At 41.8% G+C, this 26,259-nt stretch carries 22 protein-coding genes; 18 read left to right on the top strand and 4 right to left on the bottom strand.

Features of this window, described 5'->3' with window-relative positions; all coding sequences use genetic code 11:
• Window positions 1-4 precede the first annotated feature (4 nt).
• The 3 genes from ACRBG0_RS00740 (at window position 5) to ACRBG0_RS00730 (ending at window position 3,716) form a co-directional block, all read left to right on the top strand.
• Window positions 5-1,681 (top strand): SulP family inorganic anion transporter, encoded by a 1,677-nt coding sequence (locus tag ACRBG0_RS00740; protein WP_431485021.1) that lies wholly within the window; start codon window positions 5-7, stop codon window positions 1,679-1,681.
• 110 nt (window positions 1,682-1,791) lie between these two features.
• Window positions 1,792-2,310, top strand: a complete 519-nt coding sequence (locus ACRBG0_RS00735; RefSeq protein WP_431485020.1) for a hypothetical protein — start codon at window positions 1,792-1,794, stop codon at window positions 2,308-2,310.
• 29 nt (window positions 2,311-2,339) lie between these two features.
• Window positions 2,340-3,716, top strand: a complete 1,377-nt coding sequence (locus tag ACRBG0_RS00730) for a vanadium-dependent haloperoxidase (RefSeq protein ID WP_431485019.1) — start codon at window positions 2,340-2,342, stop codon at window positions 3,714-3,716.
• 169 nt (window positions 3,717-3,885) lie between these two features.
• On the opposite strand, the gene ACRBG0_RS00725 is transcribed toward ACRBG0_RS00730, so the two are convergent.
• The gene (locus ACRBG0_RS00725; protein ID WP_431485018.1) at window positions 3,886-5,421 is read right to left on the bottom strand and encodes a hypothetical protein; all 1,536 of its coding nucleotides are present in this window, start codon (window positions 5,419-5,421) and stop codon (window positions 3,886-3,888) included.
• 138 nt (window positions 5,422-5,559) lie between these two features.
• On the bottom strand, window positions 5,560-5,751 hold the full coding sequence (locus tag ACRBG0_RS00720) for a hypothetical protein (protein ID WP_431485017.1): 192 nt from the start codon (window positions 5,749-5,751) through the stop codon (window positions 5,560-5,562).
• Window positions 5,752-5,961: 210 nt separating this feature from the next.
• Here ACRBG0_RS00720 and ACRBG0_RS00715 point away from each other — a divergent pair, with 210 nt between their 5' ends.
• The 11 genes from ACRBG0_RS00715 (at window position 5,962) to ACRBG0_RS00665 (ending at window position 17,596) form a co-directional block, all read left to right on the top strand.
• A complete protein-coding gene (locus ACRBG0_RS00715; protein ID WP_431485016.1) occupies window positions 5,962-6,402 on the top strand; it encodes a c-type cytochrome in 441 nt (146 codons plus the stop codon).
• Between the two features lie 76 nt (window positions 6,403-6,478).
• The gene (locus ACRBG0_RS00710) at window positions 6,479-7,813 is read left to right on the top strand and encodes a cbb3-type cytochrome c oxidase subunit I (RefSeq protein WP_431485015.1); all 1,335 of its coding nucleotides are present in this window, start codon (window positions 6,479-6,481) and stop codon (window positions 7,811-7,813) included.
• A gap of 46 nt (window positions 7,814-7,859) precedes the next feature.
• Entirely contained in the window at window positions 7,860-9,314 is a 1,455-nt protein-coding gene (gene nirK / locus ACRBG0_RS00705; protein ID WP_431485014.1) for a copper-containing nitrite reductase, read from the top strand.
• On the top strand, window positions 9,314-10,087 hold the full coding sequence (locus tag ACRBG0_RS00700; RefSeq protein ID WP_431485013.1) for a formylglycine-generating enzyme family protein: 774 nt from the start codon (window positions 9,314-9,316) through the stop codon (window positions 10,085-10,087). The genes nirK and ACRBG0_RS00700 overlap by 1 nt, the downstream gene beginning before the upstream one ends.
• On the top strand, window positions 10,087-10,806 hold the full coding sequence (locus tag ACRBG0_RS00695; RefSeq protein ID WP_431485012.1) for an SCO family protein: 720 nt from the start codon (window positions 10,087-10,089) through the stop codon (window positions 10,804-10,806). The genes ACRBG0_RS00700 and ACRBG0_RS00695 overlap by 1 nt, the downstream gene beginning before the upstream one ends.
• Before the next feature lie 140 nt (window positions 10,807-10,946).
• On the top strand, window positions 10,947-12,215 hold the full coding sequence (locus ACRBG0_RS00690) for an alginate export family protein (RefSeq protein WP_431485011.1): 1,269 nt from the start codon (window positions 10,947-10,949) through the stop codon (window positions 12,213-12,215).
• A gap of 3 nt (window positions 12,216-12,218) precedes the next feature.
• Window positions 12,219-13,001 carry a CbbQ/NirQ/NorQ/GpvN family protein gene (locus ACRBG0_RS00685; RefSeq protein WP_431485010.1) on the top strand — a complete coding sequence of 261 codons (783 nt, stop codon included), beginning with the start codon at window positions 12,219-12,221 and terminating at the stop codon, window positions 12,999-13,001.
• A gap of 10 nt (window positions 13,002-13,011) precedes the next feature.
• Window positions 13,012-14,763, top strand: a complete 1,752-nt coding sequence (locus ACRBG0_RS00680; RefSeq protein ID WP_431485009.1) for a nitric oxide reductase activation protein NorD — start codon at window positions 13,012-13,014, stop codon at window positions 14,761-14,763.
• An 8-nt stretch (window positions 14,764-14,771) separates the two neighbouring features.
• Window positions 14,772-15,347 carry a cytochrome c oxidase subunit 3 gene (locus ACRBG0_RS00675; RefSeq protein ID WP_431485008.1) on the top strand — a complete coding sequence of 192 codons (576 nt, stop codon included), beginning with the start codon at window positions 14,772-14,774 and terminating at the stop codon, window positions 15,345-15,347.
• Between the two features lie 9 nt (window positions 15,348-15,356).
• Window positions 15,357-15,596 (top strand): cytochrome C oxidase subunit IV family protein, encoded by a 240-nt coding sequence (locus ACRBG0_RS00670; protein ID WP_431485007.1) that lies wholly within the window; start codon window positions 15,357-15,359, stop codon window positions 15,594-15,596.
• A 107-nt stretch (window positions 15,597-15,703) separates the two neighbouring features.
• Window positions 15,704-17,596, top strand: coding sequence for a CBS domain-containing protein (locus ACRBG0_RS00665; RefSeq protein WP_431485006.1), 1,893 nt, complete (start codon window positions 15,704-15,706; stop codon window positions 17,594-17,596).
• Between the two features lie 11 nt (window positions 17,597-17,607).
• Here ACRBG0_RS00665 and ACRBG0_RS00660 read toward each other — a convergent pair whose 3' ends face one another.
• Window positions 17,608-18,252 carry a LysM peptidoglycan-binding domain-containing protein gene (locus tag ACRBG0_RS00660; protein ID WP_431485005.1) on the bottom strand — a complete coding sequence of 215 codons (645 nt, stop codon included), beginning with the start codon at window positions 18,250-18,252 and terminating at the stop codon, window positions 17,608-17,610.
• Window positions 18,253-18,448: 196 nt separating this feature from the next.
• Window positions 18,449-19,009: a fasciclin domain-containing protein gene (locus tag ACRBG0_RS00655; protein ID WP_431485004.1), complete on the bottom strand. Its 561-nt coding sequence runs from the start codon at window positions 19,007-19,009 to the stop codon at window positions 18,449-18,451.
• A gap of 595 nt (window positions 19,010-19,604) precedes the next feature.
• On the opposite strand from ACRBG0_RS00655, the gene ACRBG0_RS00650 reads away from it, so the two are divergent.
• The 4 genes from ACRBG0_RS00650 to ACRBG0_RS00635 all read left to right on the top strand — a co-directional run bounded on the left by ACRBG0_RS00650 (window position 19,605) and on the right by ACRBG0_RS00635 (window position 26,115).
• Window positions 19,605-22,784 carry a SusC/RagA family TonB-linked outer membrane protein gene (locus ACRBG0_RS00650; protein WP_431485003.1) on the top strand — a complete coding sequence of 1,060 codons (3,180 nt, stop codon included), beginning with the start codon at window positions 19,605-19,607 and terminating at the stop codon, window positions 22,782-22,784.
• A gap of 102 nt (window positions 22,785-22,886) precedes the next feature.
• Complete coding sequence (locus ACRBG0_RS00645; protein WP_431485002.1) at window positions 22,887-24,185, top strand: RagB/SusD family nutrient uptake outer membrane protein; 1,299 nt, start codon at window positions 22,887-22,889, stop codon at window positions 24,183-24,185.
• Window positions 24,186-24,524: 339 nt separating this feature from the next.
• Window positions 24,525-25,244, top strand: coding sequence for a FadR/GntR family transcriptional regulator (locus ACRBG0_RS00640; protein WP_431485001.1), 720 nt, complete (start codon window positions 24,525-24,527; stop codon window positions 25,242-25,244).
• Between the two features lie 106 nt (window positions 25,245-25,350).
• Window positions 25,351-26,115, top strand: coding sequence for an SDR family NAD(P)-dependent oxidoreductase (locus ACRBG0_RS00635; RefSeq protein ID WP_431485000.1), 765 nt, complete (start codon window positions 25,351-25,353; stop codon window positions 26,113-26,115).
• The last annotated feature ends 144 nt before the right edge of the window (window positions 26,116-26,259 follow it).

The following is a 26,259-nucleotide window of genomic DNA, read 5'->3' as shown; positions in this document are numbered from 1 at the left end:
TCTTATGGAAAATTTCACAAAAAAGTATTTGAAGTCTGATATCAAATCAGGATTAGTTGTCTTTTTGGTCGCACTGCCCTTATGCTTGGGGATTGCTCTTGCTAGTGGCGCACCACTGTTTTCGGGTATCATCGCTGGTGTTGTCGCGGGTATCGTCGTAGGAACGCTTAGTGGTTCGCAATTGAGTGTTTCTGGCCCCGCAGCAGGGTTGACGGCAATCGTTTTGGCTGCAATAGCAAGTTTAGGATCGTTTGAAGCCTTCCTCTTAGCGGGGGTGCTCGCAGGAGTTATACAGATTGTTCTTGGTTTTTTAAAAGCTGGCGTTCTCTCCAATTATTTGCCATCTAATGTGATAGAAGGCATGCTTGCCGCAATAGGTATTATCATTATTCTATCGCAGTTGCCACACGCAGTAGGTTTTGACGAAATGCACGAAGGAGATTACTTTTTCATCAATACAGATGGGCAACATCAAATTTTTGTAACCCTGGCCAATGCAATTAACTACATTCATCCCGGAGCCGTAATTGTCGTATTGACCTCTTTAGCTATTTTGATAGCATTTACGAAAGTGCCTGTCTTACAAAAAATAAAATCCATTCCAGGTGCATTGGTAGCTGTATTGGCTGGCATTGCTTTAAATGAGCTTTTTAAAGCAACAGACTCTTCACTTGCAATCAGTCAAGACCACTTGGTAAGCCTTCCTATTCCGGAAACGATGGGACAATTTTGGAGTCAATTTAGTTTGCCGGATTTCAAGCAAATAACGAATGTAGAAATCTGGATTGTGGCGTTTACCATTGCTGCAGTTGCAAGCATCGAGACTTTATTATGCATTGAAGCTGCTGACAAGATGGATCCATTAAAAAGATATACGAACACGAATAGGGAATTAAAAGCCCAGGGTGTTGGCAACATGCTTAGCTGTTTAATAGGTGGCATTCCTGTTACCTCGGTAATCGTAAGGACTTCTGCAAATGTAAATGCGGGTGGAAAAACCAAAATTGCAGCAATATCACACGGTGTGTTTTTGATGCTTGCTGTAATAACAATCCCATCGTTGCTGAATAAGATTCCTCTAGCATCACTTGCAGCAGTATTATTGGTGATTGGTTATAAATTAGCTAGTCCTCGCATATTTGTTCATATGTGGCGCAATAGTAAAAAATTCCAGTTTATCCCCTTTGTGGTCACTGTGATAGCAATAGTCATGACTGACTTATTGGTAGGCGTAAGCATCGGCCTGGCTGTGAGTGTTTACTTCATTTTACGTGGAAATGTGAAGCTAGCTTATTTCTTTAAAAAGGATAAGCATCAGGAAGGAGAAACAATACAGATGGAGCTAGCACAGGAAGTATCTTTTTTGAACAAAGCAGCTATAAAACAAACATTTGCCCATCTACCTGATGAAAGTAAAGTCATTATAGACGCTTCAAGCACGGTATATATTGATTACGATGTCCTTCAGCTAATAAAGGAATTTGTAAATGAAGGAGCTGTAGATCGAAGCATAGCAGTGGAGACGATTGGTTTTCGGAAGGAGTATGATATTGAAAATTCTGCTTCATATGTAACTTCGATCATACCCGATACAGGTAGCCCTATTTCTCCTAATGTGGCAGCTAACGGGATCAAGATACCTTCGAATATACTGAAGGTCGGAGAATTGAGAAACGGATAACTATCTATTTTCTAGTGTTTTATATTGTCATTTCTTCTAAAAACATACCCGGTTCTAGTGCGTAAAAGTCACTTCATATCAGGTATAAAACGTTAATAACAAACGACTTCATGTGCAAAGCAATAAAAGGGCATTGTGTGCTAAAACCTGTTTTCTGTTTTTTACTTTTTCCTCTGATCGGCATTTTTAGTTGCGAAAAATCATCAAGTGATGAAGCTGTTTTGATGGAGTTGTTCCAAAAGGAAAAAGATCTGAATTGTAATCTCTCTTTGATGAAAGACAGTATTACAATGGAATGGGATAACATCAATAATCTACTGGAAAAGACCCTCCCTGATGATATGCCCCAAGAGGAGCGAGCAAATATGCTAAAAGTAAGGAATGCTAGCTTGATTAGGATGTTCCAGTCTTTTGATGATACAGACGAAACAGTAAAAATGGCCTTAAACAAAACAGAGCGGATAGACCAGGAGATGACGAAACGAATCACTTCTTTGAAAAAAGAGGCTAACCAAATAGAATTACAAAAAATAGCACTCTTTGAAAAGATAAACCAAACGAAGGGAGTAGAAGAAGTCGCTAGAATTAAGGGCCTAAACGAAGAAGTGCTAGCTCGGGAATGTGAATAAAAGAACGCTTCAATAAATTTTATAATCCTATGAAAAAAAATCTTTACCTATTATTTACGGTATCATTATTAATGGTAAGTTCCTGCCAAAAGGATGATGATGACATTATTATTGTAAACAGTAGTCCGGCCTCGCAGTACTCCTTCAATATTCCTTTGACTTGGAATCAGTTGTTCTTGGAGGTTGAGAGGTATACGCCTGGTTATAGACCTCCTGTTTCTGCTCGGAATTTTGGTTATATCAACCTTATAGCTTACGAAGCTATAGTGCATGGAAGTAATGAGAAGTACAAAAGTTTTTCCGGCCATTACTCAGGGTTGACCATTACTCCTCCTGAATATGGGGTAGAATACAATTGGGAAATAAGCCTCAATGCAGCCTACGAAAAAGCATTTGAATTGTTCTTTCCAATTGCTCCAGCCGAGCAGCAGTTTCAAATGCTTGATGTCAGCCATATTTTGCGAACAGAATTGCAGTCATTTGTTGCAACCGATGTTTATCAGCGGTCAGTTGAATATGGTCAATATGTTGCTCAAGCGGTCTACGACTGGTCAACAGAAGATGATTGGGGCCACGAAGGCTACTTGTCTAATACAGATCCTGACTACGTGGTACCACCAGGCGCAAATTTATGGAAGCCAACTTATCCTGATTTCCTGCCTCCCTTGTTACCTCATTGGGGTAAAGTAAGAACTTTTGCGGCAAACCCTAACGATGTAGCTCCTCCCCCTCCTTCATTCAGCACCTTCCCCGGTTCGCAACTCCATGAGGAAGCGCTAGAGGTTCGTGACCTGGTCAACGAGATAAAAGCAGGGAACAATGAAGAGGATTATTGGATCGCTGAATTTTGGAGCGACGATTGTCCAATTCTTACTTTTACGCCAGCTGGGAGGCTGGTTAGCATTACCAACCAACTCATTGCTATTGAACGATTAGACATGCTGGAGACGGTAGTGACCTATGCCAAAGTAGGTATGGCCTTGTCAGATGCCGGCGTCAGGTGTTGGAGTGAAAAATACCGCTATAATTGTCTTCGCCCTATTGACTACATCCGTGCATATATGGGCGAACCAAATTGGAATACGGTGATGTGTCCCGACGGGTCAGGTGGATTTTACACGCCTAATTTCCCAACTTATCCTTCTGGGCATGCTACGTTCGCTGGAGCTGCCGCAGTTGTTTTAGAAGATATTTTTGGAAGCAATTACACTTTCACTGATCGTAGCCACGAAGGAAGGACAGAGTTTCGTGGAAGCCCAAGAACATTCAATTCATTCAGCGAAATGGCGGCAGAAAATGCCTATAGCCGTGTGCCGCTCGGTGTGCATTTTATATCAGACTCCGATGCGGGCATTGAACTAGGCAATATTATTGGTGCCAGGGTTGTAGATTTACCTTGGCAATAGCTAAAACAGGAGCTAAATAAGCATCTGAAAAGAGTGTTTTAGCTAACTCTTGTACGAAACCCCATGATTTCACTAGAAATCATGGGGTTTCGTTTGTAATTATAAGTTTTGCGGTTGGTCATCCCGAGTTTTGATGACAATCAAAATTCGGGATGACTCATGTTCAAAATTAATTCCCAGAACATTCATCTGGCCTTGCTCCTACCCCATATTCCTGCATCAATACTTCCAATCTTGCTTCGTAATCATCGGGAGCTTCTATCTGGGCTAATTTCAGCAATGCCTGATGGCGACACTCCCAAACTTTAATGCGTAAACGCTGAACCCGGCATTCCAGATCAGGAAGGAAGTTGAACTCAAAAGTTCGTTGAAACGATTCAATCTGCTCCAAGTATTGAGTACTTTCTTCACAGGTGCCTGAAAGCCCCTTCATGGTCCAGTCTTTAACCTGGTGAATATTGTCACAGTAAAAGTCTGCCGATTGATAATTCTCCAGGAGAACATCCCCTTGTGCGACAAACTTGCGCCAGATCATCTCAATTTTTCCACCATTCTCTTTGTATTCATCACTTAAGGCAGCTAATTCATTGATCTTGATCATCGTGATTTCTTCGAGGGGCGTTCTATCCAACCTTTGGAGCTCGTCAATTCTTTGCAGCATGTCTTCTCCCATTTCGCAGAGGTAAGCGAAACCATCCATAATATAGGCTCGGATCAATGGCTCTTTTTCGCAATATTCATAGCCATACATGCCCATGTGCTTCACCTTGTTATCGGGGATAAAGGCTTCCCATGCTTCGTTTAAAGTAGCAACATCGCTCTCTTTTAGGGCAATGGCTCCTTCTAGCTCTTTTATCTTGCCCCTCAACTCTCCGTTGGGATTTACCCCACTGTCGGTTTGCAATTGATAGACTTCCTCCAGCATTAACGGGGCTAAATTACAGATGTCTAATGCTCCTTTTAAAACCAATGCCTTCATGTTTGGCATAGGGTTACATGGAAACAGAGGCAGCTCGATGTCGAAGCCAGGTGATACGCCAGTAGTCATATAGGTCTTCCACGCAGCATCCAATTTGGACATGTCCTGAAAGAAGGATTTCATTCGAGCAACCTCCCCTGCCAAGCCGTGAACATCTTCTACCCGCAAGGTGGTTTTTTCTGTTAAACGGAGGGTCCGATTTTCGAAAATATCCTTTGATCCCGCCACATCGCCTCGGCAAAACTGGGCGTAAGCTGTCATATAGGAGTATTTCGCTAACGTCCTTTTTTCACAGATCGTTTTCGTTTCTTTAATAGCCTCTAATTCTTCCAGCTTGACTTCTTTGGTGGCTAGAAAATCTCTCCAAATTTCATCAACGCTGTAGTAGGCTTTTATTTTTGAATCCAGCTCGTCCATCTTTCCCATAAATCCTGGAATTGACTTACGTACTGCTGCATCTATCCCCTGGACTTCGGTCATCAATCTCTCTGCGTCTTCTACCTGGCTTTGGCACAGGCAGGAGTTGGTATTCATCAGTAAATATTTGGCGTATTTCGGTTTTTCATAAGCCATATTAGGTTTAACTAATTCGCTCATGTTGGAAATCTTGTCATTGTCCAAGAATTCCTTCCAGGTTTCGTCAAAGTTCCCCCCTTGAGCAAAAGAGGTAGTGGAAAGAAATAAAGCGCAGATAACTAGGAGAAAATAATAACAGTTGTTTCGCATTGCTGTTTGAAGTTTAAAATAGGTTTATTCTGGGTCCTATCTGGATTGGGGTCACAAACGGTGAAGTAACGTTTTATCATTCATAATTATTCCATACCAATACTCAAAAAGAGCAGGATGAAAGCAAACAGGGCACTTTCATTTCCGATACATCGCCAAGTTTCCCAAAATCAGTACCAACGAAATAGAAAACAGCACCAGGCCTATGCCATAGTAATCTGCCGCAATACCAATGCCAATTGCAAGTGCAGAAGTGACCAGGGTTTGATAAAACGACTGGACGGAGATTACGGATGTCAAAATTTCAGCGTCTACGTTATCAGTAAGCATCCCGGTTAATATAGGCTTGTTCCATTGATTAATACGATGAAGGTATCTCCAGATAAATTCCGTCTGTTAACAGAGTTATTTATTTTTTTACCAATAAAAAGATAAATCTATCTTTTTATCTTCTTCTTGCGTATATTGGCCATTATTTTATTGAATGCCCACCTTTTGATCTACCAACAGGTGCTTATTCCTTACAAAATACCATCAAATATGTTAACGAAAAATCAAGCAAGGACTTTCTTTTTAGGAGGAACGGTTGTGTTTTTCTTCATTTTTTTGGGCCTCTCCTGGCATACTTTATCCTTGGAAGTTCCAAAGCAAACGCATGAAGAAAATTTGACTGAGTCTGTGATAAGAGGCAAAGAACTTTTTGACAAAAACAACTGTATGGGGTGCCATACCATCCTGGGGGAAGGAGCCTACTATGCTCCCGAATTAACGAAAGTCATTGACAGGAAAGGTGCAGAGTATTGCAAAATTGTACTGATGAGTAAGGAACCCTGGCAGCCGAAAGGAAGGAAGATGGTTGCTTATGCTATGACGGAGCAAGAAGCTAATGATGTTGTCGAATTCTTGAAATGGATTGGAGAAATGGACTTGAATGGATTTCCTCCGGAGCCAGACTTGAAAGGCAAGTTGCCAACAGAATAGTAATGCGGACGCATTTTTAGCTTAAAAATTTAGGATGTCAATACAAATGACTTCACATCTCTAAAATTAATTCGAAATGAAATATAAATCTCAACGAGTAGCTTATTGGTTTTTTGCACTTAGTATGGTGCTACTGGTTTTGCAAATCGCCTATGGCTTCATAATGGCTTTCGCTCATTTAGGCTATGACGGGTTGCATGATCTTATACCTTTCAATGCAGCAACAGCTACCCATAAGAACCTGTTGGTTGTTTGGATATTAAGTGGCTTTATGGGTGCCGCCTATTTTATCATACCAGATGAAGCTGACAATGAATTAATCTCTATTCCTTTGGTAAAACTCCAATTCTGGAGTTTAGCTATAGTGGGCGTAGTTGCTGTTATTGGGTTTCACGTTGGCTGGTGGGAAGGAAGAAAATTCTTGGAAATACCCCGCCCACTTGACTACCTGGTAGTGGCAAATGTTTTACTGTTTTTGTACATCCTCTTGATGACCTTGTACAAGGGAAAGAGGAGAACCACAACCTCATTAGTGCTTTCGATGGGCTTGTTCTTTGCGGCATTGCTATATCTGCCAGGGATGGTTTGGTTTGATAATCAAACAACAGATTCCTTTTTTCGTTGGTGGGTAGTTCATCTTTGGGTAGAAGGAGTATGGGAGCTCATCATGGGTGGTATTCTTGCTTACTTACTTATCAAGCTGACGGGGGTAGATAGAGAGGTGATTGAAAAGTGGCTGTATGTAATTGTGGGGCTGACTTTCCTTTCAGGCGTTCTGGGTACTGGGCACCATTATTACTACATAGGCGCACCCAAGTATTGGCTAATGATTGGCGGTATTTTCTCTGCATTGGAGCCGCTTGCTTTTCTAGGAATGGCATTATTTGCAGTAGCGATGTATCGCAAAGGAGAAAAAAGGCACCCGAATAAGATGGCCTTGACATGGACGCTTGGTACCGCTATTATTTCATTCGTTGGTGCTGGTTTATTAGGTGTTGCACACACTTTACCTGCTGTAAATATGTGGACGCATGGCACTTTCGTAACGGCCATGCACGGTCACTTGGCCTTTTGGGGAGCTTATGGCATGTTGGTGTTAGGTATGATCACCTATGCGATGCCCTTGATGACGGGAAGAAAAATGTACACCAAGCCAGGTGCCAATTACGCTTTCTGGTTGTCCAATATCGGTATGATTGGCATGACAACCGCTTTTGCCGCTGCAGGGGTAACCCAAGTTTATCTGGAAAGAAAAGTGGGGATGGACTTTATCGATGTTCAGCAAGAAATGGAGGTTCACTTCCTTATTCTGATAGCAGCAGCAGCGCTCTTTACCACTGGAATTATTTTATACATCATCAATTTCTTCAAATACGGGATGCCTACTGATGAGGCCTTAGAGCCTGCTTAAGTAATGGGCTCTCCCTCAGTTAAACAAGTCTAAAACAAATTCAAATATGATTATTACAGCATTAAAACGAATTTCCCTGTTTGCATTTTTGTTACTTCTGCTCTCTGGTTGTGGAGGTGCAGGCGAGGATAACTCAACGCAGGAAGATGCAAGTACAATCGCTGTTCAAGGCGAAATGGAAGCGGAACTAACAGCGCCACCTCTGGTTCCTAAACCCGTTGGTTCACGGCAAGCGACCAAGCTGAAAGTGGACATGGAGATTCTGGAAAAAGAAGGCGAAATGACGGACGGTGTCACGTATGTCTACTGGACATTTGGCGGAAGCGTTCCTGGTAGCTTTATCCGGACACGAGTCGGGGATGAAGTAGAATTTACGTTGAAAAATCACCCAGACAACAAACTGCCGCATAACATAGATTTGCACGCGGTGACCGGTCCTGGAGGTGGAGCAACATCTTCATTCGTGGCACCAGGCCATCAGGCTACCTTCTCGTTCAAAACGCTTAACCCTGGCTTATATGTTTACCATTGTGCTACGGCACCTGTGGGGATGCACATTGCTAATGGTATGTATGGTTTGATCTTGGTGGAACCTGCTGGCGGTCTTCCTAAAGTAGACAAAGAATTCTACATCATGCAGGGCGATTTCTATACCAAAGGAGAAAACGGAGACCAAGGTCTTCAGCCATTTGACATGCAGAAAGCGGTAGATGAAGACGCTGACTATGTCGTATTCAATGGAAGTGTTGATGCCTTGACAGGAGACAATGCCATTCATGCTGAGGTTGGCGAAACAGTTCGATTGTATGTAGGTAATGGTGGACCAAACCTCGTCTCTTCTTTCCACGTAATCGGAGAGATCTTCGACAAGGTACTCGTAGAAGGGGGCAGTTTTGTCAATGAAAATGTTCAAACGACGTTGATTCCTGCGGGGGGAGCCGCAATTGTAGAGTTTAAAGTAGATGTCCCTGGTACATTTATCTTAGTCGACCACTCTATTTTCAGAGCTTTCAATAAAGGCGCCCTTGGGATGCTAAAAGTTGGTGGAGCTGACGTTAAAGCGATTTACTCTGGCAAAGAACAGGAAGGAATTTACCAACCTGAAGGAGGAACTATTCAGGAAATGCCTGGGGATGAAGCGGAAACCGTTGTTGCACAAGCAATGAGTCTTCAGGAGCGAATGGATCTGGGCAAAATAGTCTATGGCAAAACCTGTATGGCTTGTCACCAACCCGAAGGAGAAGGCATTCCAAGTGCGTTCCCTCCACTGGCTAACTCCGACTACCTGAATGCAGATATAGACCGAGCTATCAGTATCGTCCTTTTTGGGAAATCTGGCGAGATTACGGTAAATGGCGAGAAGTATAACAGCATAATGACCAAGCAGGTATTGAGTGACCAGGAAGTAGCTAGTGTGATGACCTACGTTCTCAATAACTGGGGTAACAGCAAGAAAGAGGTTACTGCAATGGATGTTACCAGAGTAAGAAGCGAGCACTAATGATGAAGATTCGTCTCATAATATTAAGTATTCTTTTTATCCAGGCAGCCCTTGGGGCTCAGGATAATTCTAGTATGAAAAAAATCACGGGGGGGGACTTTGTCCCCCTCTATGGCTCTGATGCTGCGAGCGTTTCGGTAGCGGATTTTATGCTAGATGTTTATCCTGTCACGAATGAGCAATATTTGTCTTTCGTGGAAAAATTCTCCAAGTGGCAGAGGTCGAAAGTAATCAGGCTATTCGCGGATGGAAACTATTTAATCAAATGGCAAAATGACCTAGCGTTTAATCCAGAATCGCTTCCTGATGCGCCGATCACGAATGTTTCCTGGTATGCAGCAAAAGCCTACTGTGAGTGCCAGGGAAAAAGGCTCCCCACAATGGATGAATGGGAATATGCCGCTATGGCCAGTGCAACAGAACCCAATGCTCAAGGCGATAGCTTATTTAATCAACTCATCATAGAGGGCTATGAAACCCCACGAACGTACAAGAATAAAGTAGGCAGTACTTTCAAAAACTACTGGGGCATTTATGATCTACATGGCTTGGTGTGGGAGTGGACAAGTGACTTTAATTCTGTATTAATCTCAGGCGAATCCAGAAAAGATGTGGATACAGATAACAATCTATTCTGTGCCGGCGGTTCTGTTAACGCATCGGATTTAATGGATTATGCAGCGTTTATGCGCTATGCGCTTCGTGGTAGTATAAAGGCAAATTATTGTATCCAAACATTGGGTTTCAGGTGTGCCAAAAACCTAAAAGAATAATGAAAATCAACACACTAGCTTTCTTTGTTACACTATCATCTCTACTCTTCATGGTTGCTTGCGGTAGTGAAGTAGACGGTGCCCCACCCTATCAATGTCCAATGAAATGCGAGGGTGAAAAGACCTATGCAGAAATAGGGACTTGCCCGGTTTGTAAAATGGACTTAAAGTCAATTGAAACCCGGGTTGTGCAAGATGAAAGTGATGATGAAATTTTAGAAACGTCCATCTTTAACCTGACTTCAAAGTGGAATACCCAAAACAATGAAACCATAGAACTAAAAGACCTGAAAGGAGATGTTTTAGTCATCGTGATGATCTATACCACCTGCAAGGCAGCCTGCCCAAGGTTGGTAGCAGATATGCGAAATATTCACGCAAGTGTAGATGACGAAACCACCAAATACATTCTGGTGAGTATTGACCCTGAAACCGATACACCTGAACGGTTAAAAGCATTTGCCATAGAAAACGAAATGGACAATGATCAATGGACATTCTTACAGGGAACAATTGATGATGTTCGAGAATTCTCCAATGTTTTGGCAGTTAAGTACAAAAAGATATCTCCACTTGATTTCTCTCACTCCAATATCATTTCTGTATTTGATCAACAAGGAGTTTTAGTACACCAACAGGAAGGACTTGGTGTAGACAATGAGGAAACGGTATCTACGATCATGGAATTATCGAAAGCAGTAAACGCCTCAAGCCGCTAATAGGGAGAGTATCCAGTCAACGGTGTCTAACTAAAATCGTCGAAATGTATCTACTTGATAACCAGCAATAAAAAACTCTGCGCCTCTGCGTCTCTGCGCGAGGCACACTATTTGGGATACTCCCTCTAAAAGAGCTAAAGATGAAAAAGACAATTATCACGGTGCTGTGCCTTTTGTGTATCAGCTATATCTACTCGCAAGAGTTTAATCTCTCTGCTGAAATTCGGCCAAGGGTAGAAGTCAGGAACGGTTTCAAGACTTTAAGTAGCCCAAACAACGAAGCGGCAGCTTTTGTATCTCAACGATCACGCCTGAAGTTTGCTTTTCAAAATGAAGAAGAAAAGATAAAGTTTGGAATGTCCCTCCAGAATATTCGGGTATGGGGAGATGTAAATACACTTTCATTAGCAGATATTAACGGAAACGCACTGCATGAAGGATGGGCAGAAATACTGCTTAATGAATCATTTTCTTTAAAGGCAGGCAGACAGGAGATCATTTATGATGACCATCGTATTTTTGGCTCTGTAGGTTGGGCACAGCAAGCTAGAAGCCATGATGCGCTTATCGCTAAATTTAAGAACGGTCAACACAAATTTGATGTAGGCCTGGCACTCAACGCAAATAGAGAAACTCTTTTTGAAGTACCATACACGGTAAACAACTACAAATCATTTCAATACCTCTGGTATAACGTTCAAGCCAATGACAACCTCAATACTAGTCTTCTGGTATTGAACAACGGAGTTCAATTTGAGAACAACACAGGAGAGTTAGAAACTGCCTACTCCCAAACCCTGGGGCCAAGAATAACATTTTCAAAAAATAAGCTAAGTGCCGATTTTGCCTTCTATCATCAGAGAGGAAAGGTTGTCACCACTGATTTAAGTGCAAATTACCTGGCAGGTAGCCTACAATATAAATTACATACAGACTGGGCGGCCAAACTTGGCTTTGAATACCTCTCAGGCACCGACGAAAACGCCACGGACAATAAGCTAAAATCCTTCGCTCCTCTATATGGAACCAACCATAAGTTTAATGGGCTGATGGATTATTTCTATGTAGGAAATCACGCTAACTCAGTCGGTTTGACAGATGTTTATGGTAGCCTAACTTTTAAAAAGAATGATTTTGCGTTTGTACTGACGCCCCACTTCTTCATGGCGCCGGCAGTAATTGTCGACGGAGTGGGTAAAGAGACGGATAGCAATTTGGGTACGGAAGTAGACCTGAATTTGTCTTACAAAATTTCAAAGAGTGTTGTCCTGACCAGTGGATATTCCAAAATGTTTGCTACAGACACCATGGAAGCCCTCAAAGGAGGTTCAAAAGACGAAGCCAATCACTGGTTTTGGTTATCCTTCACTTGTAAGCCGGAGCTTTTTAATTACAAAAAAGAAAATTAGGCTATGCTGATTCAAGACCAACCTTATTATAAAGCAATGGGCAAGGAAGAGGACGTCTTCACCCATTGTTACAACAATAAGCTTTCCGTACTTTTAAAAGGCCCTACAGGTACGGGCAAAACCCGATTTGTTGAATACATGGCCCATAAGCTTGGCTTACCGCTAATTACGGTAGCGTGCCATGAAGAGACTTCTGCTACAGATTTGACCGGTCGCTATATCCTTAAAGGAACAGAGACAGTGTGGCAGGACGGCCCGCTCACTACAGCCGTGAGAAATGGTTGCATTATTTATTTGGATGAGATCGCCGAAGCGCGCCCTGACGTAATTGTTGCGATCCACTCTTTGACAGACCACAGAAGGCAATTGTTTTTGGATAAGGTTCCAGAAGAAATTAAGGCCGCGGATACATTTATGCTTGTGGCATCTTACAACCCAGGCTACCAAAAAGGATTTAAGGAATTAAAGCCTTCTACACGGCAGCGATTTGTTTCCCTGGCTTTTGACTACCCTGTTGAAAAGTCGGAGCAGGAAATCATCGAAAAAGAGTCAGGTATTGATGCTGGCAATTCGAAAAAGCTGGTGCGGATTGCTTCCAAGATCAGGAACCTCAACGAACTCGGATTGATGGAAACTGTTTCGACGCGTCTGATTGTAGATACTGCCAAGCTAATACAATCTGGTTTACCCAAACGATTGTCTGTCGAAGTAGGCATGATTCAACCGCTGAGCGACGATGAAGAAACCCTTACCGCGTTGAAAGACCTGGCGGATTTGATGATATAAAAGAACTGTTTTGGAACTGGATCAAGTATTATTTAAGAAGCTGTTCGTCTTTTTTGAAAAATGGAATGGAAAGAACTCGGAAGAGGAGCTTTCCAGGACTATTCATTTGAAAGATATCAGTAGTCGGCTTACCCTTATTGCAAGGGCGTTGACAGGAGAAAATATTGATATCTTTCCTGCGGAAACAGAGGGCGGCTGGAAAGGGCAAATCTTTTACCTTCCAACCTCTTTTTCCTTATTACCCACCATAGAAGAGAACCTGAATTTCTATATTTTCAGGATTGCTTATTTAAGTATTCAATCGGGAGAAGGTTTGAATTGGGAGGCCAAAGACACTCCCCCGTCTGTTGAAGAATCGCGCGAAAAAGCCCAAACAATCGCACCGCTTGTTTTACAGAAAATGGAAGAAGAGTACCCTCCTGTCGCCGCATTTTATCAAACGATTGAAGAGCGCTTCCCTGAAGAAGAAGGTTCCTCGTTTTGGCTGTATGGAAAATACATGTCGAATCGGGATGTATTTGAAAATGGAAATGGAACTGCTTTTGACCAGAATACTGCTACAAACCCATCCCTCAATCCAACCACTGAAATAAAGTCTAAAGCGGTAGAGGAAGTTGAAATCCTCACGGTTGATAAGAAAACACAGGAAGATTTTATGCTTATCCATAATTTTGAAAAAGTGGAAACGGCCGAGGAGTTTAGTGGTGTTTGGCGGGGCTTTGATGGCGATGATAGCTTACAGGAAGATCAAGATGCACTAAACGAACTCAACCTCAAGCACCTTGTCCGAACAGATGAGGTCGCCAACTCCATTTATCAGGCAGATTTTAGAGACCTCGCTAACATTGCAGAAAGTGAAGCATCAGAAGAAAGTGATGTTTGTGTGAGCTACAAAGAGTGGGATTTCTCTAAGAAAAGGTACAAGCCTGATTACTGCAAAGTCTTTCTGAAGAAGAACCAAGGCGACGACCTGAGCTACGCGCAAAAATGTATTGCTGAGCATTCAGAAAATTTGAACGCCCTACGTCGGAAGTTTGCCCAAATTCACCAAACAAGAAGAACAGTCAGGAAATTGCAGGATGGTGAGTCTATCGATATTGACACACTGGTAGACTGGTATGCAGAACTAAAAGCAGGACGGACGCCTTCGGACAATATCTACCTGTCGAAACGAAAAAGAGAACCTGATCTGGCCATCTTATTTCTCTTGGACTTAAGTCTGTCTACAGATAGTTATGCCGACGGAAACAGGGTTTTAGATGTTGAAAAAGAAGCTGTCATCTTATTTGGTGAAGTACTGTCAGAGTATAATGTTGATTTTGCCGTCAGTGGGTTTTACTCCAAAACAAGAAATAACTGCGTTTATCACTCCCTAAAGGGATTTGGAGAAAGCTGGACAAAAGGCAAACAAAATATCGGTGCTATCGAGCCGCAGGGATATACGCGTATTGGGCCTGCTTTGCGCCACTCGAAAAGCCTGATTGAGAAACATGAAGCGCGGCAAAAATGGGTCATCCTCCTTTCCGATGGCAAGCCAAACGATTATGACAAATATGAAGGAAAATATGGTGTTGCTGATGTAAAGCAAGCGTTGCGCGAAATGCACGAACGACACATCAGCACTTACGCCATTGCTATTGAATCGATTGCCCGATATTATCTACCGCAGATGTTTGGTCAAAACCACTACAATATTTTGTCGCATACAGATATGTTGATTCCTTCTCTGGCCCTACTTTATCGTCGAATAAATAACGGTTAAACACACTCATGGAAACCATTAATCACAAGCAATTTTTCTATCCTCCGGGGGGTATTCTGATCTGGATTATTATCCTGGTTGAAGTGATCACTTTTAGTGCCGGTATCATTGCCTTCGCTTGGGAGGGCAGCTTGTCTCCTGAAGTATTTGAGGCTTCCCAGGGAATGCTCAATACCAAAATTGGCTTGGTAAACACCTTACTCCTTTTAACGAGCGGTTTCTTTGTAGCTGAAGCAGTACGTTTTCTGAAAGCAGGAAATACCATTAAAAGCCAGCAGTGGATGTGGGTAGCCATGCTATTGGGTGTTGGCTTTCTAGTGCTGAAAGGTGTAGAATACGTAGGTAAAATCCAGCATGGATTTGACTTAAGCCATAACACCTTCTTTACCTATTATTGGTTGCTCACAGGTTTCCATTTTTTGCACGTTCTGACGGGTTTGGTGATTTTATTGATGCTCACCCTCAAGATGCGGCAAGGTGTTTACCACCAAAGTAATTCTCTGGATATAGAGACTGGTGGCGCTTTTTGGCACATGTGCGACCTGATATGGTTGCTGCTGTTCCCCGTGCTATACCTGATATAATCGCTTGTTATGAAAATAAATAATGCTTCCGTTTTATTTGCACTCATCCTATTAACCGTAGGCAGCTACTTCTTTTCTGAAGAATCTGGAGCTTCTGGAAACTTGGCGTTTCTTATCCTTTTTGTACTTCTCAAAGTACTCCTGGTCGTCATTTATTTTATGGAATTAAAGGTAGCACATCTGGCATGGCTGGCAGTTTTGAGTTTGATGTTGATTGTGTACGCAGGCTTTGTTTTTTCGCTTAATTGATAACAGTCTGCTAATCTGACATTTATCATCATTTGCGTTAACTTATGTCAACAGAAATTGATGGTTTTCGGTATATCTTCCTTTCGTAAATTGAAAACCTTGCACTTATGGGAGATTTCCATGTACGAAAGATCGCGGATGAGCATGATCGCAGAAGAATGTACCAGCATGCTCTGAATGATATTGAAGCGTTTGAGTTTATGCTCAAAGAAAAGATGTTTGAAGATGGTGACCCCTGGATAGGTGCAGAACAGGAATTGTGTATTGTAGACAAGCATTACGATCCCACTACATCAGCACTCGATCTATTGGATAAGATTGACGATGAGCATTACACCAATGAATTGGCATTGTTTAATATGGAGATCAACCTTGATCCCCTACCCCTTCACGGGACATGTTTTTCCCAGATGGAATCATCGCTGATTAACCTGATGCAAAAAGGCTACAACGTAGCTAAAAAGCACAATGAGCACATTCTGATGACGGGTATTCTCCCGACCTTAAACTACCATCATCTCCATGCGGATTATATGACGCCAATTGAGCGTTATGAGACGCTGAGCCAAGCATTGTCGGCCATTCGAGGCAGCAAATTCGAGGTTTATATGCAAGGGGTAGATGACCTCATTATGTCCTTAGGCTCTGTTTTATTTGAAGCTTGTAACACCAGTTTTCAGTTGCACCTCCAAATCAAGCCTGATGAATTTGTCGATCAACACAACTGGTCACAAATGATTGCGGGGCCAGTGCTCTCTGCTTGTGTAAACTCTCCTTTGTTATTTGGAAATGAATTGTGGGCGGAAACACGTATTGCTTTGTTTAAGCAAAGCCTGGATACCCGTAGCTCTCAGAAGTTTTTGAGGATGAAGTTGCCTCGGGTATATTTTGGCAGAGGCTGGCTAAAAGACTCCCCTGCCGAACTTTGGAAAAATGATGTTATGCGCTTTCCTCTGGTGGTGACTTCGGATGATTTATCAGATTCAAAAGAAGCATTGAGGAAAGGTGAGATTCCTGACCTCCGAGGTATCCGACTACACAATGGCACGACCTATACGTGGAATAGAATGTGTTATGGTTTTTCAAAAAAGAAGCCACACCTCCGTATTGAGTGCCGCTATCTTCCAGCAGGCCCTACTGCTATTGATGAGATCGCCAATTTTGCTTTTTGGATCGGTTTGATGAAAAGCGAACCGGAAGGAGGCGTCGAGTTTTGGAAAAACCAAAGCTTCAAATCCGCCAAGAACAACTTTTTGCGAGCCGCTCGTTATGGTTTGAATACGGTGTTTGATTGGTATGGCAAAAACGTTCCGGCCAAACAGCTAATACTGGAGCAACTATTGCCTATGGCTCGTCAGGGATTGGAAAAATCCGGTGTTCTTCCTGCTGATATTGAAAAATACTTATCCGTTATTGAAAAAAGAGTAGCTGCTGAAACGACCGGATCAGATTGGACGATCCGAAACTTCAGGTCACTGTCAAAACATTATGGGGAGGCAATTGCTGAAAAAGAATTGGTGAACCAAAGCCTTAAGTATCAAAAGGCAAACACGCCTTTGCATGCCTGGGAAGATGTTGCGATCAAAGAGTACTCACTCGCAGAAAAAAATCCTACGGTAGAGCAGCTGATGAGCACCGACATTTATTCTGTCCGCGAAAGTGATAGCGTAGAGTTAGTAAAAAGTATACTCAACTGGAATAAGATTCACCACCTTCCTGTAGAAGATTTAGACGGGGATCTTGTAGGGTTGATCACCGACGGCACTGTAGAGCGGCTGGAGAAAGAAGGTGCTAAATTGTGCTGTTTTGCAAAAGACATCATGTTGACAGACCTGGTTACTGTTCAGCCGCAAGATTCAATGGAGAAAATAAAGTCCGTATTTGAAAAATTCAAGCTAAGCGGGTTACCAGTAACATACGATAAGAAGCTGGTGGGTATGCTTACGCTGACAGACTTGGCGAAGGTTGATCCAGGTACGCGTGTTGGATATTCGGAGTGAAAGTGATTCTTTTATTGGCAATCAGCATTGTATCGGGTATCCGTCCTGCTGCTGCTATCAATAATTGATTGGTAGGCATCGGCTAAAGTAAGGCCTGCATCCATATTCTTTTTCAGTAAATATTCAAAAGTAGGGCCGTTGGGGTTGCCGTATTTCTCCATGTCTCGCGCCTGCAATACGCGGACCTCTTCTTTGTTTTGCATCATGAAACGCGCATTGACGCGAGCTTCGTGCCGCATCTCATAGGCCTTGTGTGCACGCGTTTCCAGGTCAATTCCATCTTGCTCCCACTTTTTATTGATAATCCCAACTGCTACTATTTGGAAATTGTACCAGAGGCGAATCTCACAATTCGTTTGCGGAACACCGGTTAAATTATCATTGGAGGGCAGCGCAGGTATCCAGATTTTTTGGCCGACCTGAAGATCATTGGCACTTCCGATATTATCAAAACTATCATCGGAGGCCGCTTTCTTATTGGTTCCTTCAATAATACGATAATACAAATGTGGATTGTCGTATGCTTTTTGGGCAATCTTACTCAACCAATCACCTTGCTGAATGGTGTAGGTGCTATTCAATGTTTGAGCGAAAGCTGGTACGGTGAATAGCCAACTAAAAAGAAATACAGCTATCAGGCTCGTTTTTGATTTCATGTCTCTAGTTTTCAAATTTATTAGCACGTCTGCCTTCGCTGCAAACTGGATGTCTTTTTCCTTTATGGCTACAATATCAGCAAAATAATACATTTGAAGCTTTTCTCGTTGTTCGGACTTGGTATAAAAACAAACCCAAATGATCACAAGGACCATTTGGGTTGTCTGTTACTTATTGAAAGCTTATGCCAATTTACTATTCTGGTGGTAGTAATACAGCATCTATGACATGGACATATCCGTTTGAAGCCTTAACTGTTCCTAATACTTTGGCTCCATTTACATAGGTAATGCCATCCTCTATGGTTACGACTACCTTGTCTCCTGTTGCTTGCCCAATTCCCATTACGCCTTTGATATTGTCTTCGCCATAGCTGCCTGGTGCGGCGTGGAAGGTGATAATATTAGCAAGCGTACTTTTGTTTTCCGGCTTCAATAGGTTGTCTAGTGTGCCTTCCGGTAATTTAGCGAATGCCTCATTCGTTGGCGCAAATACCGTCAAAGGGCCAGCATTGGTTAGCACATCTTGCAAACCTGCCGCTTTGACTCCAGCAACTAAGGTTGTATGATCCGGAGAACCCATTGCGACATGAAGGATGTTTTTCTCTGAAACTCCATCATCAACCCCAGATTGGCCAGTGAGTTCATTTTGATCGATGCCTCCACCTTCAGCGGCAGTCGCATCTGTCGTGGATGAAGTACAAGAGGAAATACTAAACAGGATGATCAGTGTGTAAATTGAAATTCGTAGTGCCATTTTGCAGGTAATTTTATAGTGGGTAAATGAGCTAGAAGTGAAGCAATAAAAGAGGGTTTATACTCCTGCTACTTGGATAGCTTTATACAAGAATAGGTATGTTTTTGATCGCTATTACTATCAAAAATCAACCCACCCAGTGACGAAAATCACATCATACTGATGATTTTTTAACGAACTTAATTGGTTTGCGTATTTAGATCTCTAAGGCGCTAGCGGAGGTTACTGAAGTCCTTTTACGTTTGGCCAAACCCAATGGCTTTTTTAACGAATTCACGAAAAACATAGGCCGTACCCCTAATTAGGAAAAGCATCACAAGGCAGGTGTATACCTTCTGATTTTGGGTACGATTACTGGTTTTGATATAAAATTTGCCAAATACGGGTTGTTAAAAGTTTTAAAAAGATAGGTTTATTGAAAAAAGAGCATATATTTGGGGCACCAAACTGGTTCACCAGAAAAGCGAACCAGTTTGGTTGACCAGGTTTAATGAACCTGTAAGCACCAAAATAATAAGTCTGTATGCTTTATACCCTTGAGCAGGTGATAGAGCATCGACTATACAACTCACTTCTTAATGAAATACATTTACAAATGAATTTAAGGATCAAACTGCTTTTAGTCGGAATATTGTTTCTCAATATTTCATTAATGGCGCAAGATGCACGTTTATTGACCGGTACGATAACGGATACAGATGATATCCCACTTATCGGTGTCAATATACTTGTAACTGGTACCTCAACAGGTACGGTTACCGACTTTGATGGATATTACGAATTGCAAGTCAAGAAAGGCGATATACTCGAATTCTCTTATACGGGATACGCACCCCAAACAATTGCAGTCGGAGACCAAACAACACTAAACATTATCATGGCAGGCGATGCTACCTTACTAGATGAGGTTGTTGTTGTTGGGTACGGTACACGTAAAAAATCGCACAATACTGGTGCAATTGCACAGGTAGGAGGCGCCGACGTTGCAGCTATTCAGGCTACTCGTGTAGATGATGCCTTAGCTGGTAAGCTAGCTGGTGTCCTAATTCAAAATCAAGATGGAGCTCCTGGTGCAGATCCAAAGATTCAGATTAGAGCAGCTTCTTCTATTTCAGGTGACTCAAACCCACTGATTGTTGTGGATGGATACCCGATTTCAGGAAGTTTGGCTACAGTTAATCCAAACGATATTGAAAGCTTGGAAGTGTTGAAAGATGCGGCTTCTGCTGCTATCTATGGTTCTAGAGGCGCGAATGGCGTTATTCTGGTTACCACCAAAAAAGGAAAATCAGGTAAAGCTACTTTTAGCTACAATGCTTACGCGAGTACCTCTAGTCGGTATGTAAAAGACGTTGAACAGCTTAAGACCGCTGGAGAATGGGCTAATGAATTAGAAGCTGGCATAGCCAATGGCACTTATGACGTTTCTGAAGTAGATCCTGATTTATTGAGCTACAGAATAAATGCTTACAAAAATGCACCTGATGTTTTAGCGGTAGAAGACTGGCTTTTCCAGAATGGCAACAGCATGAGCCATAACTTCAGCATGAGCGGAGGTACTGATGATGTGAATTATTTTGCTTCCGTTGGTTACCTGGATGCAGAAGGTATCGTAATCACTCAAGGATTCAAAAGATACAATGCACGTTTGAATGTCGATGCTAAGTTGGGAGAGCGCTTCAAAACTGGCGTAAATTTCAACGGATTTGTGTCTGATAGAGATATCGTAGGTCATGATATGAGAGATCTTTTGAGAGCTTATAGCATTTCTCCGATTTACCATACAGAAGCATCTATTGCTTTTGTTCAGGATTTGGATCAGCAAGCGCAGTCCTTAGGACTTGCTCCATTTGATGATGGTTATAGAGGAGGAGATGCACCATTCAATAACAGTATCTATACCTTAGAACCTGGCATGACAGCACAAGACTGGCACTACGGAAGAAGCGGTAATGGTATTGGTGGCTCAGGCGATGCAGGCCCTGCAACAAAGCTTGATAACACCGACCGTTTTCAAAAGACGCTTTTCGGTAACATTAGTTCCTACCTGCAATACAGTATCCTGGAAGGGTTGAATTTGAAAACCGTTTTGGGTGCAGATATTAGAGATACCCGTGATTTCTTTTCCAGAACACTTGAGTTTGATTCTAGGGCACGTACCAATCAAACAGCATTGGATCAAACAGATGTAAAAAGATCTTCTGTATTGAGTGAAACGACTTTGAGCTATGCGAAAGTACTGGGCAACCATGACCTGTCTGCAGTAGCTGGGGTGGAGTTTCAAAATTTCTACATCAACGGTATCGCTTTAAATGCTTCCAATGTGCCTTACGGTCAGCCGCTAAACTATGCGCTGCTTGATCCTGCAGATATTGCCGTTACGGAAAGAAACGAGACGGTTGCAAGACAGAGCGTTTTTGGCCGTATCAACTATGCATATGACAATCGTTATTTAGCATCGGTATCCGCCAGAAGAGACGGTGATTCTCGCTTCGGGGCTAATAAAAGGTTCGAAGTATTCCCAGCGGTTTCTTTAGGATGGAATGTACATAACGAAGCTTTCTACAACTCCGACTTTTTGACGGATTTGAAACTCCGTTTCAGTACGGGTTCTTTAGGAACGACTTCGTTCTTAGGGTCTTACAGCTCCTTGAGCCTTTTAAATCCTCAAGCAACGGTATTCGGAACTGGATTCTTAATCCCGTCAGATATTGAAAACAAGGATTTAACCTGGCAAACCAATACAGAGACCAACTATGGTATTAACTTAGGTTTCCTGGGTAGCCGTTTCACGTTGGGTATTGATTACTACACTTCTGATATTGAAGATATCTTAATTAACCAAAGTGTTTCTGAGGTATTGGGTACTACTTCTATCGTACTTAATTCTGGTGATGTTACAAGTTCTGGTGTGGAATTTGAGCTAGGTGCAACAGTGATCAACAAGGGGCAGCTTCGTTGGAATATTAGCGCTAACCTCTCTACCGTTAATACAGAAATTACCGATCTAGGTGGTCTGGATGAATTACCTCAAGTAATTTATGGCCAGTCTGGTAGAGGTCCTGTCTTTAGAAATTACGTTGGTGGAGAAATTGGTGAGATGTGGGGATTAGAAACCAATGGCATGGTTGAAACAGAGTTCATGAGCGACCCGACCAGAAATATTGGTCTCAGTAGTTCTGAATATTATGTTGTCGATCAGAATGGTGACGGTGTAATTGATAATACAAGAACCGTTGAAGATGGTGGAGACTTAGTCAAAATCGGACAAAATACACCAGATTTCTACTGGGGCTTGAATAGCCAAGTGACTTACAAAGATTTTGACTTGTCGCTGCAGATTCAAGGTGCTCAGGGAGGGGATGTTTTCAACATCGACGAAATCTACTGGAGATCAGAATTTGGCGGAAGATTGCGCTCTAGCTTTGATGCTGATAGTGATGGTATTGCAGATCACAATGGACAGCATTACACGCAGTCAAGAAATCAATTGGATGCGCAGATTCAAGATGCTTCTTATATCGCATTGAGAAACTTCACGGTAGGTTATACCTTTAATTCAGGTTTGACTAGCAAAGCGGGATTAAGTTCTGTGAGGGTATATGCAGCAGGTACCAATTTGTTGTATCTAATGGGAGATAACTATACTTCCCTTAACCCAGAGGGTGTAGAAATCACACAGAGTGATTATTTAGGGCCAACAACATACGGTGTACAAGTGGGTGCAAGTCCGGTTGTAAAAAGCTTAACGCTGGGGCTAAATGTCAATTTCTAAATAATTAAAGTAGCGGTCAAATAATTAGTTCCCGATTTCAACCTGAAAGAGAGGCGTCAATTTTTGACTCAAACTAATCGCTAATTTTTAAAGAAACAAATAATGAAAACATTATATATCATATTGGGGTCATTACTGCTGTTGACAGCATGTGAAGATTTGGAACAATTCCCCCCAAATATTGCCAGCTCAGGATCTTTGACAGATTATGAAGGAGTTCTGAATGCGGCATATTTCTACCAGCATGGATCTGCTACACCAATGGCAGTAATGGGTGATTTCAGAGCTGATAATGCTTTAATGTTAGAGCCGCCATATACGGAGTTTGATATCTATGGCCCTAATTTAACGGCTATGGAAGATCAATTTTTCGGCCCTTTCTATACGGCTTTATATAAGTCTATCTTAAGTGCGAACAATGTAATTGAAAATTCCAAAGTCGCTACTGAAGTAGGTGAAGCCCAATTTCTACGGGCCTTGTCTTACTTCAAACTAGTACGCGTATTTGGTGATGTTACAGTGAACTTATCTGCTTCCCCAAGTACTACAGATGGATCTATTTTAGTAAGACAACCGGCTGCCGATGTTTACAATAACGTCATCATTCCTGATCTGGAAGACGCAATAGCGGCTTTGGACACTAAAATTGTAGAGGGCAGAGCTTCTAAATATGCAGCTCAAGGATTGCTAGGTAAGGTATTGGTCCAAATGGGCGATTTTGGCCAAGCGGAATCACATCTGGCTGCTGTTGTAAACGGAGCTGCCGCTGCAGAAATTAGTTTGCAAGACAACTATGCTGACATTTTTGGTGTAGACAATGATTTGAATTCAGAAATCATATACGCCACCCAAATTTCAAGCTCTATTTCTGATGAATATGGAGACTCTGAGTTTTGGTCGTGGTATGGTGGCCTTGATACAAAATCTTTGGAGCCATTAGATACAGATTTGATTGCTGCTTTTGATGCAAGTCCTGGTGATTTGAGAAGAGCGGTAAATATTGACGAGACACTTTTGAGGTCTCCAAAATATCCACAAACAGGAGGTCCTGATCACGACTGGATCGAACTGAGATTAGGCGATGTTATTCTATTGTATGCAGAAACATTGAATGAGAACGGAAGTACTCCTGCAGCATTAGTAGAATTAAACAAGATTAGAACTAGAGCTGGTTTAGCTAATTCAACTGCAACTTCACAAGCTGAAGTTAGAACAGCTATTGCTGACGAAAGAAGACTTGAGCTGGCTTTTGAAGGTCAGAGATGGTTTGATTTGGTTAGAACTGGTACTGTTAACGCTGAAATGGGAGAAACAGTTGATAGTAAATATTATGTGTTTCCAATCCCAATCTCAGAAGTGCTAGCGAGTTTTGGTGTAATCACACAAAATGCTGGTTACTAGAGAGTGGCGAAGAGTTAGTGAGAAATCTCCTAACTTAACTCACAACCCTAGTACTAGCATGAAGTCTAGTAACTAATTGCAAAGGATAATTTAATATGGAAGCGTTTTATTGACTGTTTTAGTCGATAAAACGCTTCTATACTCATGCGAAATGAAAGTGTGAGCAAATTTATCCAACTAATCTACTGGTAATAGTCCTTCTGCAAAATTTCATAAATTTCAGAAGCTTGAAGGGGTTACGATCCGCGTAACAACACGATAAGTGTTCGGAAACCAATTATTTCAGCAAAATTGGTGAACCAATTTTGCTAACTCATTTATATAGGTTATTTTCCCCGCATGAAACTAGATATACCTGCAAAAAGCGATAATGGCGAAGTACAGAACCTGATTATATCAAAAATCAGGGATTTGGTCAATTATAAGAACCTGGAACCAGGAGACAAGCTGCCCTCAGAAAGGGTATTGGCTGAAAGATTTGGCGTCAGTAGAAGAAATGTAAGAGAGGCAATCGAAAAACTTGAGTTTTATGAGCTGCTAAAATCAATTCCCCAATCGGGAACATTTGTGGCCAATATTGGACAAGTTGCCTTGAACGGTATGATTAATGACATACTAAGGTTGAAAAAGCATGATTTTAATTCTTTGGTGGAGACAAGAATACTATTAGAGTTAAAAACAACTGAATTGGCCGCGAAAAGAAGAACGGCTGAAGATTTGGAGCTGATCGAAGAAGCGCTTAACAGCTACAAGGTAAAAAAGCTAAATGGTGAGGATGCGTTGGAGGAAGATTTGTTGTTTCATTTAGCTATAGCAAGAGCGAGTGGTAACAGTACCATGAACGCATTAATGTTGCAGATCACACCAAAAATAGTTTCAGTATTTGAAAATAATCGTGTTTGTGATGAAGACGAGTTTGTTTTAGAACTCCAACGACATGAAGCTATTTTTGAGGCTATAAAAAATAAAAATGTAGCAAAAGCAATTGAAAGCATGCAGTTGCATTTTGAAAAGCTACTTGAATTTTGCAACAATTTTGAAGAAAATTTGAACGACTAATTTGTTCATCTTTTTACGGAAGAATACATTTTGATCATAGTCGGATAAGCTCCGATTATTGATTACATCAGAACAATAATTAATTAAACAAGACAAATTTCACGTGATGAGTAACTCAAATGGGAAAGTAGCTATAATAACTGGTGCCACTGGCGGTATTGGTTTCGCAGTAGCTAAACGATTAGGCAAAGATGGATATACTGTAGTATTGAACGGTATTGAAGATGAAGCAGGAGCTAAAAGAGTTGAAGAACTTGTAGCAGAAGGAATTAAGGCTGAATATTATGGATTCGACGTTACAAAAGAAGAAGCCGTAACGGAAAATATCACCAAAATTGGTGAAAAATATGGAAAAATTGATGTGCTTGTAAATAACGCAGGTGGTCTAGGTGGAAGGTCTAGATTTGAAGAAATGACAACAGAGTTTTACAGATTTGTGATGGCATTAAATCTGGATTCTGTGTTTTTCGCATCAAGAGCAGCGATCCCTTTTCTGAAGAAAGGAGATAATCCTACCATAATTAACTATACCTCAAATGCAGCATGGAACGCAGGAGGGCCTGGAGCTGGGATTTATGGAACATCAAAAGCTGGTGTTCAGACAATTACCCGAGCATTAGCAAAGGATTTGGCAGAATACGGCATTAGAGTAAATGCAGTATCTCCGGGTACTATTGACACCCCATTCCACCAGCAAATCAAATCAACGAAACCAGAAGTTTTTGCTTCTTGGGCAAATAATATCATGCTTGGAAGACTAGGTCAGCCAGATGATGTTGCTGGTGTTGTCTCTTTCTTGGCGAGTAAAGATGCAGCCTTCTTAACCGCAGAAACAATCCAAGTTGGCGGTGGCCAGGCATTGGGCATATAATTTTAATATCTAACATGAGTCATCCCGAATTTTGGCCTCAGCCAAAATCCAGCCTGACTTTAATTTAGAAAGGGTCATTAAACATCTGAAAAAGGTGATTTATCTGACTTTTTGTACGAAACCCCGTGATTTCTATTAGTGAAA

It is taken from the genome of Lewinella sp., from assembly GCF_050633125.1.
Lineage (GTDB): Bacteria > Bacteroidota > Bacteroidia > Chitinophagales > Saprospiraceae > Lewinella.
The sequence above is the reverse complement of the archived record's forward strand: the minus strand, read 5'-3'. Positions and strand labels throughout refer to the sequence as shown.

Coding starts and splice junctions, on each gene's coding strand:
- ACRBG0_RS00740 (WP_431485021.1), top strand. CDS start 5: ATGGAAAATTTCACAAAAAAGTATTTGAAGTCTGATATCAAATCAGGA.
- ACRBG0_RS00735 (WP_431485020.1), top strand. CDS start 1,792: ATGTGCAAAGCAATAAAAGGGCATTGTGTGCTAAAACCTGTTTTCTGT.
- ACRBG0_RS00730 (WP_431485019.1), top strand. CDS start 2,340: ATGAAAAAAAATCTTTACCTATTATTTACGGTATCATTATTAATGGTA.
- ACRBG0_RS00725 (WP_431485018.1), bottom strand. CDS start 5,421: ATGCGAAACAACTGTTATTATTTTCTCCTAGTTATCTGCGCTTTATTT.
- ACRBG0_RS00720 (WP_431485017.1), bottom strand. CDS start 5,751: ATGCTTACTGATAACGTAGACGCTGAAATTTTGACATCCGTAATCTCC.
- ACRBG0_RS00715 (WP_431485016.1), top strand. CDS start 5,962: ATGTTAACGAAAAATCAAGCAAGGACTTTCTTTTTAGGAGGAACGGTT.
- ACRBG0_RS00710 (WP_431485015.1), top strand. CDS start 6,479: ATGAAATATAAATCTCAACGAGTAGCTTATTGGTTTTTTGCACTTAGT.
- nirK (WP_431485014.1), top strand. CDS start 7,860: ATGATTATTACAGCATTAAAACGAATTTCCCTGTTTGCATTTTTGTTA.
- ACRBG0_RS00700 (WP_431485013.1), top strand. CDS start 9,314: ATGATGAAGATTCGTCTCATAATATTAAGTATTCTTTTTATCCAGGCA.
- ACRBG0_RS00695 (WP_431485012.1), top strand. CDS start 10,087: ATGAAAATCAACACACTAGCTTTCTTTGTTACACTATCATCTCTACTC.
- ACRBG0_RS00690 (WP_431485011.1), top strand. CDS start 10,947: ATGAAAAAGACAATTATCACGGTGCTGTGCCTTTTGTGTATCAGCTAT.
- ACRBG0_RS00685 (WP_431485010.1), top strand. CDS start 12,219: ATGCTGATTCAAGACCAACCTTATTATAAAGCAATGGGCAAGGAAGAG.
- ACRBG0_RS00675 (WP_431485008.1), top strand. CDS start 14,772: ATGGAAACCATTAATCACAAGCAATTTTTCTATCCTCCGGGGGGTATT.
- ACRBG0_RS00670 (WP_431485007.1), top strand. CDS start 15,357: ATGAAAATAAATAATGCTTCCGTTTTATTTGCACTCATCCTATTAACC.
- ACRBG0_RS00665 (WP_431485006.1), top strand. CDS start 15,704: ATGGGAGATTTCCATGTACGAAAGATCGCGGATGAGCATGATCGCAGA.
- ACRBG0_RS00660 (WP_431485005.1), bottom strand. CDS start 18,252: ATGAAATCAAAAACGAGCCTGATAGCTGTATTTCTTTTTAGTTGGCTA.
- ACRBG0_RS00655 (WP_431485004.1), bottom strand. CDS start 19,009: ATGGCACTACGAATTTCAATTTACACACTGATCATCCTGTTTAGTATT.
- ACRBG0_RS00650 (WP_431485003.1), top strand. CDS start 19,605: ATGAATTTAAGGATCAAACTGCTTTTAGTCGGAATATTGTTTCTCAAT.
- ACRBG0_RS00645 (WP_431485002.1), top strand. CDS start 22,887: ATGAAAACATTATATATCATATTGGGGTCATTACTGCTGTTGACAGCA.
- ACRBG0_RS00640 (WP_431485001.1), top strand. CDS start 24,525: ATGAAACTAGATATACCTGCAAAAAGCGATAATGGCGAAGTACAGAAC.
- ACRBG0_RS00635 (WP_431485000.1), top strand. CDS start 25,351: ATGAGTAACTCAAATGGGAAAGTAGCTATAATAACTGGTGCCACTGGC.